At 46.4% G+C, this 15,433-nt stretch carries 10 protein-coding genes; 5 read left to right on the top strand and 5 right to left on the bottom strand.

Annotated elements, in window-relative coordinates:
* Window positions 1–304, top strand: a 304-nt coding sequence (locus QUA40_RS13740) for a M10 family metallopeptidase C-terminal domain-containing protein (RefSeq protein ID WP_445301150.1), incomplete at its 5' end; no start/stop codon positions are given.
* A 128-nt stretch (window positions 305–432) separates the two neighbouring features.
* On the opposite strand, the gene QUA40_RS13735 is transcribed toward QUA40_RS13740, so the two are convergent.
* From QUA40_RS13735 to yidD, 3 genes are all read right to left on the bottom strand, one after another.
* Complete coding sequence (locus QUA40_RS13735) at window positions 433–5,802, bottom strand: AAA family ATPase (RefSeq protein ID WP_333126528.1); 5,370 nt, start codon at window positions 5,800–5,802, stop codon at window positions 433–435.
* A gap of 1,141 nt (window positions 5,803–6,943) precedes the next feature.
* Entirely contained in the window at window positions 6,944–7,336 is a 393-nt protein-coding gene (locus tag QUA40_RS13730; RefSeq protein WP_333126525.1) for a hypothetical protein, read from the bottom strand.
* A 153-nt stretch (window positions 7,337–7,489) separates the two neighbouring features.
* The gene (gene yidD / locus QUA40_RS13725; protein WP_333126522.1) at window positions 7,490–8,023 is read right to left on the bottom strand and encodes a membrane protein insertion efficiency factor YidD; all 534 of its coding nucleotides are present in this window, start codon (window positions 8,021–8,023) and stop codon (window positions 7,490–7,492) included.
* Window positions 8,024–8,245: 222 nt separating this feature from the next.
* On the opposite strand from yidD, the gene chlP reads away from it, so the two are divergent.
* Window positions 8,246–9,466: a geranylgeranyl reductase gene (gene chlP, locus QUA40_RS13720; RefSeq protein WP_333050110.1), complete on the top strand. Its 1,221-nt coding sequence runs from the start codon at window positions 8,246–8,248 to the stop codon at window positions 9,464–9,466.
* A 128-nt stretch (window positions 9,467–9,594) separates the two neighbouring features.
* On the opposite strand, the gene QUA40_RS13715 is transcribed toward chlP, so the two are convergent.
* Window positions 9,595–10,137 (bottom strand): Dps family protein, encoded by a 543-nt coding sequence (locus QUA40_RS13715; protein WP_333126519.1) that lies wholly within the window; start codon window positions 10,135–10,137, stop codon window positions 9,595–9,597.
* Window positions 10,138–10,491: 354 nt separating this feature from the next.
* On the opposite strand from QUA40_RS13715, the gene QUA40_RS13710 reads away from it, so the two are divergent.
* The 3 genes from QUA40_RS13710 (at window position 10,492) to QUA40_RS13700 (ending at window position 13,076) form a co-directional block, all read left to right on the top strand.
* Window positions 10,492–10,737: an Asr1405/Asl0597 family protein gene (locus tag QUA40_RS13710; protein WP_333057709.1), complete on the top strand. Its 246-nt coding sequence runs from the start codon at window positions 10,492–10,494 to the stop codon at window positions 10,735–10,737.
* A gap of 73 nt (window positions 10,738–10,810) precedes the next feature.
* Window positions 10,811–11,470 carry a (2Fe-2S) ferredoxin domain-containing protein gene (locus QUA40_RS13705; protein WP_333126516.1) on the top strand — a complete coding sequence of 220 codons (660 nt, stop codon included), beginning with the start codon at window positions 10,811–10,813 and terminating at the stop codon, window positions 11,468–11,470.
* A gap of 274 nt (window positions 11,471–11,744) precedes the next feature.
* Entirely contained in the window at window positions 11,745–13,076 is a 1,332-nt protein-coding gene (locus QUA40_RS13700) for a hypothetical protein (RefSeq protein WP_333126513.1), read from the top strand.
* Window positions 13,077–13,114: 38 nt separating this feature from the next.
* On the opposite strand, the gene QUA40_RS13695 is transcribed toward QUA40_RS13700, so the two are convergent.
* Window positions 13,115–15,256 (bottom strand): flavin-dependent dehydrogenase, encoded by a 2,142-nt coding sequence (locus QUA40_RS13695; protein ID WP_333126510.1) that lies wholly within the window; start codon window positions 15,254–15,256, stop codon window positions 13,115–13,117.
* Between the last annotated feature and the right edge of the window lie 177 nt (window positions 15,257–15,433).

Raw genomic sequence — 15,433 nt, 5'->3', positions numbered from 1 at the left:
TGATTACTTATTTGGAGAAATGGGTGCCGACACTCTCACAGGCGGATTGGGAAATGATGTGTTTGCGATCGCGATCGATTCTGGTGGAACAGACTTAGCCACTGCTGATGTGATTACTGATTTTACCCTCAATCAAGACAAAATTGATTTAGTTAGCCCCCTTGCTTTTAGCCAGTTAAATATTTATCAAGGAACCGGCGCTTTTGTTAGCGATACTATAATTCAATATCAGGTAACAGGGAAATATTTAGCTGTCTTGAAAGGAGTCACTGCCAGTAGTATAGTTCAGCTAGTAACTTTTTAGACTTCGTATGTTGTTGCGATTTAGCGCTAAAGTGCAATAACATACCTACCTCATTTCGATCGCCTAGTGGATAGGGTGTCACAACAGTCGATCGCACTTTTGCTGTGATTTTCAGGTATAGCAACCGCTTAATGTAAATTGTGTAGCCTGTCTTTGATTTTTGTGCGAGTCACCAATGCAGACTCACAGCGTTCCCAGTACATTTTAGCCACGCGATCGCCCGGATTCTGACGCCAACACTCTTCAAAAAGCCGCGCCGCTTCAAATAACTTCCCTGCCGAGTAAAGTGCCCTAGCTTCTGCAAACAATTCCAGGGTAGCTAACTTGGCCTGTTTAATTTCTGGTGGATCTGCATCAAACACCTCATAAATCGTCACAGCTTCGGATTTTCCCTTGACTTTTACCGTATCGAGAGTGCGGATTGCGTACTTGGATGGATTTTTGAGGCGCGTATAAGTTGGCTGGGTAATTAATAGCGCCACCCCATAATTTTTCGTCAAACTTTCTACGCGAGAAGCTAAATTCACCGCATCGCTGATAACTGTCCCGTCCATGCGATTTGGTCCTCCCACAGTTCCCAGCATCAAAGAACCCGTATTAATCCCAATCCCAATCTGAATCGGCGCACAGCCAGCGTTAGCGCAGTATTCATTGTATTCAGCGAGACGGTGCAGCATGGCAATTCCCGCTTTCACCGCATTATCCGCCTCGCCGCTAAACAGGGCCATAATCGCATCGCCAATATATTTGTCGATAAACCCCTTATTTTCATTAATGACTGGTTCCATGCGAGAAAGATAAGAATTGATAAATTTGAAATTATCCTCCGGCGTCATAGTTTCCGAAAGCGTGGTGAAGTCGCGAATGTCGGAAAACAACACCGACATTTCTAACTGCACTTGGTCGCCCAATTCCACATCAATGATGCTTGATTTCTCTAAAAACTGGAGGAATTGATGGGGAATAAATCGCTCGTAAGCTTTGTTTAGTTGAGCCAGCCTGCTTTCATTTTCGCGGAGTTCTGTATAAAGCTTAGAATTTTGAATAGAGATAGCCGCTTGTCCAGATAACACTTTTAATAGTTCCACTCTTTCAGGGGTAAAAGCTCCCGCTGTCAGATTATTTTCTAAGTAAACAATACTAATGATTTGAGATTGGTTAATCAGCGGCACACATAAAATTGATTTTGGCTGATTCTTTCGGATGTGGGCGTCGTTGGTAAATTGTCCCGATCGGGCAGCATCATCTAGTACCACACTTTCTTGAGTGCGGCTAACATAATTGACAATTGCCCAGGAAAGGTCTTGACAGGTTTCAACGGGGATTGACTGCAACACCGTGACGAGTTCGTCATCGATTGTTCCTTCAGCTTCAATGAACAGTTGTCCCTGGCTTAACAAAATCAGATAACCCTTTTGCGCCCCGGCATTTTCCATCAAAATTTTCATCAAGCTAGACAGTAGCTTATCTAGCATAATTTCTCCAGAAATCGCCTGAGAAGCCTTCATAACTGCGGTGATATCTAGGTGATTCCCCGAACCAGTTGTTGTCATTGCTACGGTTGTTTGAGTGGTTTTTCTGCCCGTTTGAGTTACCGCAAATAAGTGGGGATATCGCGTTTCTAAATCCGTTACCTTAGCAGTGGCTCCCCATTCAACATAACAATAATATGCCTCAAATATGTATGCTTGAGCAACTTTTGTTTTGCCCCATTCCCCGTAGAATTTGGCTGCTAGTTCGTTTGCCAGGGCTTCGTCATTAACATATTTGTTTTCTTTGGCTCCAGAAATGGCGCGATCGTACATTTCAATCGCCTCGGCTTTATTACCCAACACCCGTTGCCGTTCTGCTTCCACTAAATACCATTTATGCAGATAATTCATGGGAGCATTTTGTGCCCACTGTTGCAGCGTGCTTTGATGGGTTTCCACTAAGGAAATAATTTCAGTTTGCTCAAGGGCTGGCTGTGCGGGAAAAAGTGCCAGGTGCGTCAGGGCGGCATAAAAATTAAAAATTGGAACAAAAGCTGATCCAGATACTCCCATCAAATACTGTTTGACTTGGGAAATGTGGTCTAGGGCAGCCGTATAATTCCCATAGCAGTAAGCAAGCAGCAGTTTGTAGATGCAGGCACAGGCGATCGCCGTGAATTCATTATCCTGATAGTGCTTGGGAATCATCACCGTTTCATCGTAGGCAGAGCCTATTAACAAATCCGGCCGAATACGGGTTTCCCTCAAATTTTGCACCGTCTGCTGAATCATATCCAAATAAACCCGAGCCGAATATTGTTTCAACTGTGCCATGACAGCCCTGTAACCTGCTATTTCTGCTTCCCAAGAGTCTAGTTCTACCCCAGCGAATAAATAAGTATAAAAACAAATATATATGTTGTAGCCAGCGTCTACAAAGTCGCCAGTTTCCATGCCCAACCTATAGCCCTCTTTCAGCGTCGGTATCGTTGCCAAGAGAGATTCTTGGCGATGCTGAATCCAACCACCAAACAAAAGTAGAACTGTGGACTTGAATTCGGGTACATTGAACCTATCCAGCAATGAGAGTGCCAATTGCCCAAAGTCATAGCCCGTTTCCACCTCTTGTAAAAAGGCACATAACACCATTCCGTGCATCGCATACCCCACCGTCGATGCGGGTGCATTCCCAAAGGAGAGCGATAAACTCACCATCGTGGAGCTAAGCAGGGGCAGCAAACCGGGCATTCCCTGGAAAATGGGTGGAAACAACATACCAGACAGTTGCATAGCTGCCTGAGTCTGTGGATTTGTCATCACAGGTAAGTCAACCAATTCCTCAATCTTTCTGCCGCTTAGTTGGCCCGCAAGGGCTTGTAGTGCTTTGCCAATCTTGGCTTCATCAGGTTCCGCAGGGAGTTCAATCCCCAATCGTAAGAGTGCGTCTCTTGCTACTGCGATCGTTTCTAACACCTTGCTCTGGGCTGTCTGAGCCGCAATTTTAATTTCGTAAATTTTAACTCGATCTAAAATTGTTTGGGCTTCTTGCAAAACCAGTGAAGCCATCAGTTCCATACCATCAAAGTCACCATTTAAATAGGCAATTTCAGCCCCAGCAACATAAAGATTTAGCGCCAATTCATATTGAGTTTGCCAGCATTGAGGTGTCAGTAGATCAATTCCCGTTTGTAGATAGATATTTGCAGCAGCGTAGGCGGTAGAATTTCTAGCCTTATGTCCAGCTTCTAAGTTGAGTTGGGCTAAGGCTGAGCGTTCACTTAATGTATGGATTAACTCAATTCCTTGATTTAAATGCCCCACAATATCAAAGATTTTTTCTTCTGTTTCTATCTCGGAAGAACTTTGTAGCAGCAACTGTCCTATTTTTAGATGAGTGGCTTGTTTTTGGTCGTTTGGAATCAATGAATAAGCCGCTTGCTGGACGCGATCGTGCAGGAACTTATAAGTAGGATTAGTCACAGACTCAGTAGAGGATTGAGCATCTGCTTGAATGAAGTGATAAGCTTCTGAAATCACTAAAATGAGTCCTTCTTGCAAGGCTTTCCACAGCGCTGATTCCGTTTGTTGTGGTAATTCTTCGCTGACTATTGCCAATGTCTCTAAATCAAACTGCGCCCCAATGCACGCAGCAAGTTTGAGAACATCCTGAGTTTCGGCAGGCAACTTCTGCAATTGCGCCGCCATAAACTCCACCACATCAGAGGCGTCGGCAAATTTAACTTGATTAATATCGCACTGCCACCCCCCTTTGCTGCCCCCCTTACTAAGAGGGGATTGAGGGGGGTTAAAAATAATTTGACCATCTTCATACAATGCCTTGAGGAATTGAGTCGAGAAAAAGGGATTACCTTGGGTTTTTTGATAAACCAATTCTGTCAGGGGGCCGGCTAAAGATAAATCGCAAATCAGCGTATCTGCTACCAACTGATTGAGATCTGCTAAACTCAACGGTTGCAGGGTAATCGTATTCACCACTGCTCCAGACTTCACAATCTCATCCACCGTCAACATAAACGGATGAGCTGGTGATACCTCATTATCCCGATAAGCACCCAATACTAACAGATGCCCCGTATCCTCCATCAACAGTTGTAGCAATTTCAGCGATGCCGAATCTGCCCACTGCAAATCGTCTAGAAACATTACTAAGGGATGTTCTGCTTGGGTAAATACTTGCACAAATTTCTGCATCAGCAGATTGAAGCGATTTTGGGCGGCACTCCCCGACAATTCTACGGCAGCCGGTTGAGCGCCAATGATGCGTTCTAATTCAGGAATTACATCAATCAAGACTTGCCCACTCTCGCCTACTGCGGTGAGAATTAGAGTTTTCCATCTGTGTAACTGAGCGTCACTTTCTGATAATAATTGTCCCATCAATTCCCGAAATGCTTGCACAAATGCACTGAAAGGAATATTACGTTGAAATTGGTCGTATTTGCCTTTGATAAAATAGCCACGCTGTCGGGCGATCGGCTTATGCACTTCATTCACTACTGCGGTTTTACCAATCCCCGAAAAGCCAGCTACTAGCATCATTTCGGCATTGGCATTACGAACTCGTTCAAAGGCAGTTAATAGATGAAAAACTTCTGTTTCTCTACCGTATAATTTTTCGGGAATTAGGAAATGATCTGTAAGATCCAGCGTTCCCAAGTCAAATTCTTCTATGCTATCAGTTTCTTGTAATTGAACCAGACACATTTCTAAATCCTGCTTGAGGCCCAATGCAGTTTGATAGCGATTTTCTGCGTTCTTCGCCATCAATTTACTGACAATCTGCGAGACAATTAGGGGAATTTCTGGCTTGATTTCGTGTGGTGGAACTGGCTGTCTGGCAATGTGGCAGTGAACTAGCTCTAAAGCGTCTTCTGTCTCAAAAGGGAGTTTTCCTGTCAGCAATTCGTAGAAGGTGACGCCGAGGGAGTAAAAGTCAGTGCGGTAATCGATAGAGCGATTCATCCTACCAGTTTGTTCCGGCGAGATGTAGGCGAGAGTGCCTTCTAAAATGTTGGGGTTTTTCAGGCTCGGCCTTTCTCGCGTTAGCTGAGTAGAAATGCCAAAGTCGATAATTTTGAGCTGTCCGGTCGCTGGATTGAATACTATATTAGAAGTGTTAATATCTTTGTGGATAATATTGGCGCTGTGAATTTGCCCTAAAGTTTCAGTGGTGGCGATCGCAATTTGTAGAAACTCCTTGAGGCTAAACTTTCGCTGCTGCATCCATATTTTCAAGGATTCGCCACCAAAGTCCTCTACCAACATCACGAGGCTGTTTTGGTATTTTTGCAAGTCATAGACTCGCACCACTCCCACCTCTTTCAGCTCTTGGGTGATGCGGTATTCGGTGCGGTAGCGTAGCAATTCTTGAGGTGTGGGGTAGCTCTCTTTGAGAAGTTTGATGATGAGCGGTTGCTGATCTGCTTCCCGAATGGCCCGGTAAACCAGAGAGTTGGCACTTTCATAGAGAAGTGTCACGACGGCAATGCCTGGAATGGAGAGCATATTATTTATTTTTCTGGTAAAAATTAACGCCCTGTCAAAACACACCGGGTTCGTTGTGTCGAGAATAGCGCTTTAGAAAGGAACAAATTATGTTTTTATAACACACTCTTAGTTTTTCGGCAGCGAAGTGGCTTTCAGGCAGTCTGGCAGAGTAAGGGTAAGGAGTTATAATGCGACGTATCTAACCCTTGTTAATTCTCAACTCCATGAATTGTCGCCGTTTCGGTTCTCCAAACATAGTTAAAAATTGTCCCACCCCCAGCGCTAAGCCAAACTTTAAATTTATATATTGTCACAGGCAGTTTGTTTAAAATCCCAGACATCCAAGAATTTCAGAACAAACAAAAAAATTGAGAGATCAGCTTTTATTAGAAAAAATATCTTGAGTCGCGATTGTCAAAGTCACGAGGGCGCCTCCGCTGGTTCCAATACTATGTGTTTTTCAACAATTAGCATCAGTCCCCCGGAAAGTTCAAGTAAAGTCAAAAAACCAAGGCAAGCTAACGATCCAACGTAATGAAATGTAGTCGTTTGTAGGCAATAAGGGGAACAAGCAGTGGAAAGAGCTGGCAATTGATGCTTTAACCAAAAAAAATTCGGGGTGTAAATAGGAAGTCGAGTTCAAATGGGTGCTAAAGGTTTTTGAGATTCCCTCCCAGTAGTTGACAGACAATGTGCCGCCTATTATACAGATTTTTGGGCAGGCTCTAAAAAAAAATCCTTCCCCAGCGACACAAATCTCTGGGGAAAGATACGGGAAAAACTTCTGATATAGAAAGATTCAATAACACCCTTCAGCAAAGGATATCTCGTTTGATGAGAAGAAGTCAGAAGACAGAATTCACAATTCAGAATTCAAAATACCCCATGCCTGAAGTCAGGGGTAACAGTCACGGAAAAAATTTTTTGTGCTCCACAATTAAAATTGGGGGCTTTAAACCTCGATTCTCCATCGTGTCGCACAGAATCCATTCTGGATTCTGGCTCATGTATCTATCTATAAATATCTCCAATAATGGAGGTGCCTTCTGGTATTTTATCCATCATTACAACGATTCTTTACCCCTAAAAGTGTTTAGGATTTTGCCTTGCTATGCAGGACTACCGGACTTTGTTCTAATGATTTTGGAGAGTAATTGCCCTACTTCCCCTTACCCTTCCCCGCAACAAACTCACGCAGCCGCAGTAAACTAGCGGTTTGCCCCAAATTCAGCGGCAGCAGCGACACTCCCTCTAACCGAGACTGCACCCAACCGTCGCCCCAATACCACTCGTGAAATCCGTCAATTCCCTGACTCAATAACAGCCGCAGACAATTTGACTCTGCAATGTCCACATAGTGCTGCACCGCTACGGGCCCTATCCAACTCGTGAAAGTCAATTCTCGATCGAGCATTTCCGGCAAACCCTTAGAAAACTGCTGAGGCCACAGCCACTGCTGCAACTGCACAGGACGCAGCAAACTGTCTCGAATCACAGTCTCCGAAGCTTCAACCTCAATCCGCAATTGGCTTTGTTGAAAATTACCTAGCATAGCAATTTGAAATTTTATATAGGAGCTTAACGTAACTTAAATGTAACGTAATTGCACCGAGTTCGATCGACAGTGGCGATCGCACCCTCTGAAAATTCCCCTACATTATAGTAAAAAAAATTTACCTATTTGGAGAGCGGTTGGGGAGTAAAACTAGAAACAACTGCCACTATCCGCGCTGCCACAATCGAGCCCAGAACAATCCGCGCTGCCACAATCGAGCCCAGAACAATCCGCGCTGCCACAATCGACTCCAGAACAATCCGCGCTGCTACAATCGAGTCCCGAAAAACATTCCGAGATTCCACAATCTAGCCCTTCAATACAGTAATTTTCACCCTGAGAGCTTCTGCGAGGAGTTTTCCCCTGAGATTTTGGTCGATCGGATTTTGGTTCATCGTTACCCTCGAAATTGGAGTCTTCACTGCCAGATTCACTGCTAAAGCGGGCTTTCAAGATTTGATTCGCGCGCTTGCAAGCCGCAAACCGGCGGCGCGATGCTTTGATTGCCCCAAACAAGCCCAATTTGGCGATCGCGCCCTTGATATACTGCGAGCAAGACTCCCCCCCGTACAGCACTCGGTGAGCGCAAGAAAACCCTTTTATAGGCGAGATGTGTTTCTGGTATCCGCTAATAGAAGCTACAGCTAAGTGTCGGAGGGCTGCATCAAAGATAGGCGTTTGCATTGGTTTCCCATACGTTAGATAATTCCTTCCTGCTAAAAACTACAACCAACAGCTCAAAAATTCCCCGCGCCCGAACCTTCGCCCGATGACCATTTTCGTATCGAACTGTTAAGCTCTGTTTCATTTCATTGAAATCTCCCCTGCTTCACCCCACCGCATCCCAAGTCCGTGATACCATCACACCTGAGTAATGCCTATAGAAAAAAACTGGAGAGAAAAGCTTTGACACTAAGGGTTGCAGTAGTAGGTTCAGGCCCTGCGGGTTCTTCCGCCGCCGAAACATTGGTAAAAGCAGGCATCGAAACATACCTATTCGAGCGTAAATTAGACAACGCCAAACCCTGCGGTGGGGCGATTCCCCTGTGCATGGTCAGCGAATTTGACTTGCCGCAAAGTATTATTGACCGCCAAGTCAGAAAAATGAAAATGATCTCCCCCTCCAACGTCGAGGTGGACATCAATATTGAAAACGCCCACGAATACATCGGTATGTGCCGCCGCGAAGTGCTCGATGGCTTCATGCGCGATCGCGCGGCTTCCTTGGGTGCGAAACTGATTAACGGCACCGTTCACACATTAGAGATTCCCGCCAATAATACTGACCCCTATACACTCCACTATGCCGACCACTCCAACGGTACCGCTGTGGGAACTCAGAAAACTCTGAAAGTCGATTTGGTAATTGGGGCTGACGGCGCTAACTCTCGCGTAGCAAAGGCGATCGACGCTGGCGACTACAATTATGCGATCGCCTTCCAAGAACGCATCCGCCTGCCGGAAGATAAAATGGCTTACTACCAAGACTTAGCCGAAATGTACGTCGGCGACGACGTATCTACCGACTTCTACGCTTGGGTGTTCCCCAAATACGACCACGTAGCCGTCGGTACCGGCACGATGAAAGTCAATCAAGCCAGCATCAAAAAGCTGCAAGCAGGCGTCCGCGCCCGCGCTGCCAAAAAACTGATGGGCGGTGAGATTATTAAAGTGGAAGCTCACCCCATCCCGGAACATCCGCGTCCCCGCCGGGTTGTCGGCCGAGTTGCTCTCGTAGGCGATGCTGCAGGTTACGTTACCAAGTCTTCTGGCGAAGGTATCTATTTTGCCGCCAAGTCTGGCCGGATGTGCGCCGAAACTATTGTGGAGATTTCCAACAAAGGCGCGCGCATTCCTACTGAAGAGGAAATCAAGCTTTATCTGAAGCGGTGGGATAAAGCCTACGGCATTACTTACAAAGTTCTGGACATTTTGCAGCGCGTGTTTTACCGTTCCGACGCTACTCGCGAAGCTTTTGTGGAAATGTGTGCCGATCGCGATGTGCAGAAGCTCACATTCGATAGCTATTTGTATAAGACAGTAGTACCGGCTAATCCCTTCATTCAGATGAAGATTACCGCCAAAACCATTGGTAGCTTGTTGCGCGGCAATGCTTTAGCGCCTTAATTCCGGGCAGATAAACGCACTTTGTATAAAAAAAGCGGGCAGTTTTGTGACTGCCCGCTTTTTTTTGATCTAAGATAACGAACCGCGAAGGCGCTAAGGGCGCGAAGGAAGAGGGGGAAGAAGAATTGTTAGTTCAAGTTCAACTGCACTAAGGTATCGGGGGCGAGGAAGTGAGAAATGTGATAAGCTCGCTCTTCTGTTTTTAGCAGGATTTTTTCGTAGAGGTAGCGCGTAGCTCGATCGCCCAAACTTTCAGCTTGTCCTGCTTGACGCCGCAGCAAACCTAGGATAGCTTGCTCTGCAATTAAATCGTGTTCTAGCATTTGGCGACAGGAATATACGCCGTCGGCTTCCGGCTCGAAACAGCACAGCTCGGCTAATTTGCTAAAGCTAGCTGCTGGTATGCCGCCCAATCCGTTCAACCGTTCGCCCAACTCGTGGACGCTATCTTGAGCTTCTCCGTAGCTTTCTTGAAAGAATTGGTGCAAGGAGTAGAATTCTGCCCCTTCCACCACAAAATGATGTTTTTGATATTGCAGGTATAAAGCCTGAAAACTGGCCAGCAGCGCGTTCATCCCTTCACAAATCGGTGCTGTGACTGAATGTTCCAGTAGAACTGGGTTTTCGGCTATGTGGCCAAATGGTCTCAATGCACTCTGAGTCTGGGCCATGTGTGTTCTCCTCTCAATAGGCAGTTTTGTTGCCAATAGAGTCAGTCTAGCACCGTAAATTTACCAGTCAAGCAGAGTCTGCCTCAATAGTGGAATATTTTGTAGAGTAGGAATTTTTTTTTCTAAACCTATTGAGAATTATTAGCAGTTGGGTTATGCTGGAACAAGATCCTCGTTCTGAACGCTTCCTGAAAGTGGGGCGAACCTTCTGAAGGCAGAAGGCAGAGGGCAAAGGCAGAATTTTTCAGGAAGGGCTTTTGATCATCTTTGATGTTCTGCTGAAATCTGGCTTTTAACTTCTACCCGCTACCAGTCAGGGTAAAAATTAATGCAAATTATTACTGTTGTTAAAAAATGAATCCAGCAGATCCAGAATTAGAAGTTTGTGACATTGTGCAAGTTAGTTGGCTAGATAGGTGGCAAGTTTACAAACGCTTGCAAGAACTAGAAATTCCCTGCTGGTGTGCGGTTGACCAACCTTTGCGGGCAAAAGTCAACACTGTTAAACAAGCGGCTCAGTTAATGAGCGTGTTGAGGCAAGTCAGTGCCCCTCGATACGAACTGGTGCAGTGGCTGGAATACTGCTGGCAAAGGGGCTAAAGGTAGAAGGAAGTTCGGCAACGAACAGTGTAGAAGATGTAACGGATGTAACTGATTTCAAGGAGTTATAACAATGTATAAATCTGGCAAGCAAGTTTCCGAATTCAACTTAGAGGGAGAAATCCTCGGCCTGATCATTGAAGATGGCTGCAAACTTAAATATTTGCGAATTAGCAACGATCGCGGAGTAGAATATCTTGTTAAACTTGGCAAGGAATTGCGGGCCTTTCTGTCGCCTATTTTGACACCGGGGTTGAGAGTTCAAGTTGTAGGTGAGAAAGAACTCAATTTGAAAAACGGTAAAATAAAACTTAAAGCTCGTAGCCTCAAGCTGGCTCAGGGTCACAACTATCGATCGCACGAACACCTGGACTCCACCAATGGGCCTGTTGCGGTATTGACATCGGACGATCGCGCTATTGCCAAAACCCAAGTCACCTCTGGCGCAGCCGCTCAAACTGTAAAAGCTCCAGCAAAAACCCAAACCAAAATATTAGTATGTCAAAAATCGGACTGCCTGAAGCGGGGCGCTGGAGGAGTCTGTAAAGCTTTAGAAAATGCTTTGAATTCGCGCGGTTTAGAAGACAAAGTGACAGTTCAGGGAACCGGATGTCTTAAACAGTGCAAAGCCGGCCCAAATGTTGTGATGCCGGACAGAACTCGCTACAGTCGCATTGCACCGGCAGAAGTTCCAGCAATCATTGACAAACATTTTGCAGTTGTTAAAGCTTAGGCGATCGCACGCATACCGAAACAGCGCGTTAGACATCAGGAAAAATTATTTTGATAGGACTCTGGACCCAAAACTCACGTCTGTAGGGTGCTCATAGGCGCATCTTACGCCTGAATTTGAGTTCGGGTTGTAGTTCGATCGCGCCACTCGATTCAGAGGTTATTGTCCCAAAAAATCGGAAAAATGCCAAAAACTATCACTTAGGGGCTTCCTTCTGGAGAATCTCTAAGGATAGACTGTATCTGAGACCCTGTGAGTATTGGGATAAAAAGCCATGTCAGAAGCTGATCTTCGAGCCCATCAGCACCAACCGCACCCTGCTGTTCCATCCGATACCGAACCATTGCACTCAGATTTTGCTGCTGCTGGGGGTTTTGAGCCGATCGCCCCCGATGCGACAGCCACTCCCACAACGGTTCCCCAACAGCCAGCAGAAGACTGGCAAACAGTAGATTTTCCCAACGCCATCAGCGTAGATGCAATTCCCACAAAACCGGAAACAAAAAATTCGCAATCTCCGACACAGCCGGCGGAGGCGGGCTCGCCCCCGATTTCAGAGAGTCTAAAAAATATGCTTGGGAATGCCGAACAGGCCAAGGGCAAAGGATCGACCCCAGTCACCCTAATGCAAGCGCTGCACGAATGCAACCGCGATCTTTTACAGCGCATCGCCCAGCTAGAAACAGCTCTCGAAGAGTCCCAAAAAACCTTGCAGAATCGCGAAGCTTTGCTAGAACAGCGGACTGCAGAACTCGAAAATACTCAAGAACAATTGACGCGGCTGTTTGGGAAAGTGGAAGTTTCCCATGAAACCCTCCAAAGTCAAGAAATTTTAGTCGAAAAATTAAGAACTCAGTTGGCAACCAGCCAAGTCAGGCTAGCGACTGTTGAGCGAGAATGTGCGTCTACTGTGCAGCGTTACAACGAACAGTTACACCAGTTAGTAGCCACAGAAAATATTTGCAGGGAATTACGAGCCCGCTTGCACCGACAGCAGCGCCACACTCTGCAATTCAAAGCTGCCTTGGAAAGAAGTTTGGACAGGCCGCAGGTAAAGTCGCCGAGGATCGAGCCGCCTGACAATAATCTGGAAACCGCCAGCGCACAATTAGAATCTTTGCTCGCGGCGGTCAAAAGCTCTCAGATGCCGGTGCCGCCAGCCTTCAACGCTTCCCCTGTCCAACCTTGGTCGGAATCAGAAGGGCTTCCAGAGGTAGCCGCTGCTGCCGAGGCGATCGAGCCTGAAGCCCCAGCCAATCTGGAACTCCACAAATTAGCCGAAGTATCCGGCATTCAATTGCAGAAGAGCGAAACCTACCAACCTGATGAGCCGGCAACTGACTTGGCAGAACCGGTTGCGGAACCTGAGCAGCCGATGGCTGAGTCTGAACCAGAAACTGCTACCAAAGTGGACGCCCAAGAATTGGCCAGGGCTTTTCAAATTTTGAACTCTGTTGAAACCTTTGGCATTCAAGAAGTGCGATCGAGTGTGGCAAAACCTACAGGAGTTGCCCAACCAGACTGGCTGAGCTTGATTGCCAGTCCGCTGCGGGCTTCTAAAAAACGTCGATCGCTAGCTGAAATTGAATTGCCGAGTTTTCGATAGCGAACTGAAGTTGCTAGTGTTGAGTTTTAACTCAAAACTCAACACTCTTTTCTGCCCTTTCCCATGCCGTAGGTGAGAGCATAGCTGGTAGCCAACAGCCACAGCCAAACAGCCGGATATCGGGGTTCCAACCAAGGTTGTACCCTGCGAGCGAAGCTGGGAAGCCATCCGAACAGCAAACTGGCCACAGCCAGCAGAGTAAAATTCACGTAACTTCCCAGCCAGCGCCAAATATCCCCCAATGTGACAAAATCTAAAATCCACAAGAGGAGAGAAGGGTTTTTTCCGGCTGCTTCGAGCGCCAGTCGATTGAAAGTTAGCCAGTCGATTCTGTCTTTAATAAAAGTTTCGGCTACGGTGAGTTTTTGTCCGGCCAAAATACCGAAAAAGGTATTAAGAATTGAATTAATTCTTTGAGGCGGCAAACTGCTGCCGGTAGGAACCATCATACCTTTAGAAAATAGCCAAGTTACTGAAACATTGCTCTGGTAGGCGCGAATTTGGTTTAAGTGATTTGCCGTCAACAAATTGTGCTTTAAAGCAGTATCCAAAAGGTCTGTTAAGCGGAAAAGATTGCGGACAAGAGAGCCGAAGCCGGTGAAAACGAGGGGAGATTGCAGGGATGCTGCGTCGCCGATCGAGACTAGGCGATCGATCGCCACGGAGCGATCTCCGCTGTTGCTGCTAAAATGCCCCGGAATATAACCAAAGGTCGGTTTTTTCCACACCAATTTATCGACATCGCAGCGGCGGTATTCCGGCAAAATTGCGAAAAAATCCTCGTACATTTCCAGCAAAGAACCTGGATTCTCTGGATGTACTTGGTGGTAGTGAAATAGATAAACTGTCAGTTCTGTGCCGGCGCCCGGAAACAACTCCCAGATGAGCTGCCGCCCGCGGGAAATGTCCCCGTGAGTGTAGAGCACATCCCCGTACTCGGAATCCCATACTCCCGGCTCAAATCCTGCGTCGATGACTGCACCCACTGTCGGACAAACGCTGTCAAAAGTCCGCCCTTCGTTCAATTGCCAAGCGATGGGAGAAGCCGAACCCATTGCATCCACCAGCAGCCGTCCTAATGCAGTGCGATCGGCTTTTGTCGGCAAGTGACGGCCTTGAAATACTACTTTTTCTGCTTCAACATCGGCTCTGATAAACTCAGTTTCGTCCCAGATTTCTCCACCAGCTTCTGTTAGCTTAACTCCTGCTAAATTCAGCAATTTCTCCCCGTCCAAAGCTACATTGAGTACCTTTGGTGTGTGCAGAACTGGCGCTTTAGCAACAGGCGGATTGTTAGCATCAAAAAACTTGTTGTAGCCATCTTTGTATTCTCTGGCAATCAAAGTTTCTATTTCTGCAGCAGTAAATAAACCCAAATCAATTAAGCTTTGAATTTCCTCGCGCGAAATATTCCACTCGCGATTCATCCGCCCGAAAGGCATTCGCTCAACTAGCAGCACCCGGTAGCCCAATCTCGCCATGACTGCGGCGTGAATCACTCCCAAGGCCCCGCCAATATAAATTAAGTCATAAAAAGTATCGCCAGAATCCGACACCAAAATCGTGTCTTCTGCCTTTTTCCCTGTTTCCTCTTCCTTCTTTCCTGTTCCCTCTTCCTTCAAAAACACTACTTGTTTTGGCTTTTGGGGATTGCGAGTGCCTTCGCGCCAACGTTGCTCCCACCAGTAGACGCGCTTGAGGTCGTATTCGCCTTGAGGCATTTTTTGGAAGTATTTGACGGTCAAGGGGTAATAGGGGGCAAGAGCCTCAAAAATTGACTGTTTGGAGAGGTCTATGACAGGGGGTTCCCGGTAGCGATCGGGAAACTTGTTTCTCACAGCAAGATTCAGAGCTTCCAGGAACTTTTTTTCTCCCGCAGGCGCCTCTTCTAGACGAAAGACTTTTAAATAAGTGGTGCGTTGCAGTGACCAGACAAAGGTGGAAAGTTCTGTCGATCGCCAATTTTGGTTTCCTGAATTGGTGTCAGCCAATGCGGGTTTTGGATTGGCATTTTGAGTTCCAGACTTCAGAACCTCGGCTGTTGTGGCTGGTGAAAGCAGGCGAAAGCCGTCAGCAGTAATAATTTTTTCTCCGATTCCGGGATCGAATTCGTGCTGCAACCAAGTGCAGACGGCTGCTGTATCCGGTGTCGGGACTTCTAGATAAAGAATTTCTTGCATGATTAGGCTCTCAATTCTGAATAAATTAATAAAGATGGGGGAGTTGACAAGGGAGCAAAGTAGGCTATACTCCCGAATACTTATTGAGTTTTAAATAAGTTTACAATGTTCTCAGATTTTTAGGTTTTAGATCGCTCTTGCTCTTGGTGGGGGCGCAGTGGCTGAATATCTACTCCT

This window comes from Microcoleus sp. Pol11C3 (assembly GCF_036701485.1).
Classification (GTDB): Bacteria; Cyanobacteriota; Cyanobacteriia; order Cyanobacteriales; family Microcoleaceae; genus Microcoleus.
The sequence above is the reverse complement of the archived record's forward strand: the minus strand, read 5'-3'. Positions and strand labels throughout refer to the sequence as shown.

Bases quoted from the DNA above. Each gene is read 5' to 3' on its own strand.
- QUA40_RS13695 (WP_333126510.1), bottom strand. From the start codon at position 15,256: ATGCAAGAAATTCTTTATCTAGAAGTCCCGACACCGGATACAGCAGCC.
- QUA40_RS13705 (WP_333126516.1), top strand. From the start codon at position 10,811: ATGTATAAATCTGGCAAGCAAGTTTCCGAATTCAACTTAGAGGGAGAA.
- QUA40_RS13735 (WP_333126528.1), bottom strand. From the start codon at position 5,802: ATGCTCTCCATTCCAGGCATTGCCGTCGTGACACTTCTCTATGAAAGT.
- yidD (WP_333126522.1), bottom strand. From the start codon at position 8,023: ATGCAAACGCCTATCTTTGATGCAGCCCTCCGACACTTAGCTGTAGCT.
- QUA40_RS13700 (WP_333126513.1), top strand. From the start codon at position 11,745: ATGTCAGAAGCTGATCTTCGAGCCCATCAGCACCAACCGCACCCTGCT.
- QUA40_RS13730 (WP_333126525.1), bottom strand. From the start codon at position 7,336: ATGCTAGGTAATTTTCAACAAAGCCAATTGCGGATTGAGGTTGAAGCT.
- QUA40_RS13710 (WP_333057709.1), top strand. From the start codon at position 10,492: ATGAATCCAGCAGATCCAGAATTAGAAGTTTGTGACATTGTGCAAGTT.
- QUA40_RS13715 (WP_333126519.1), bottom strand. From the start codon at position 10,137: ATGGCCCAGACTCAGAGTGCATTGAGACCATTTGGCCACATAGCCGAA.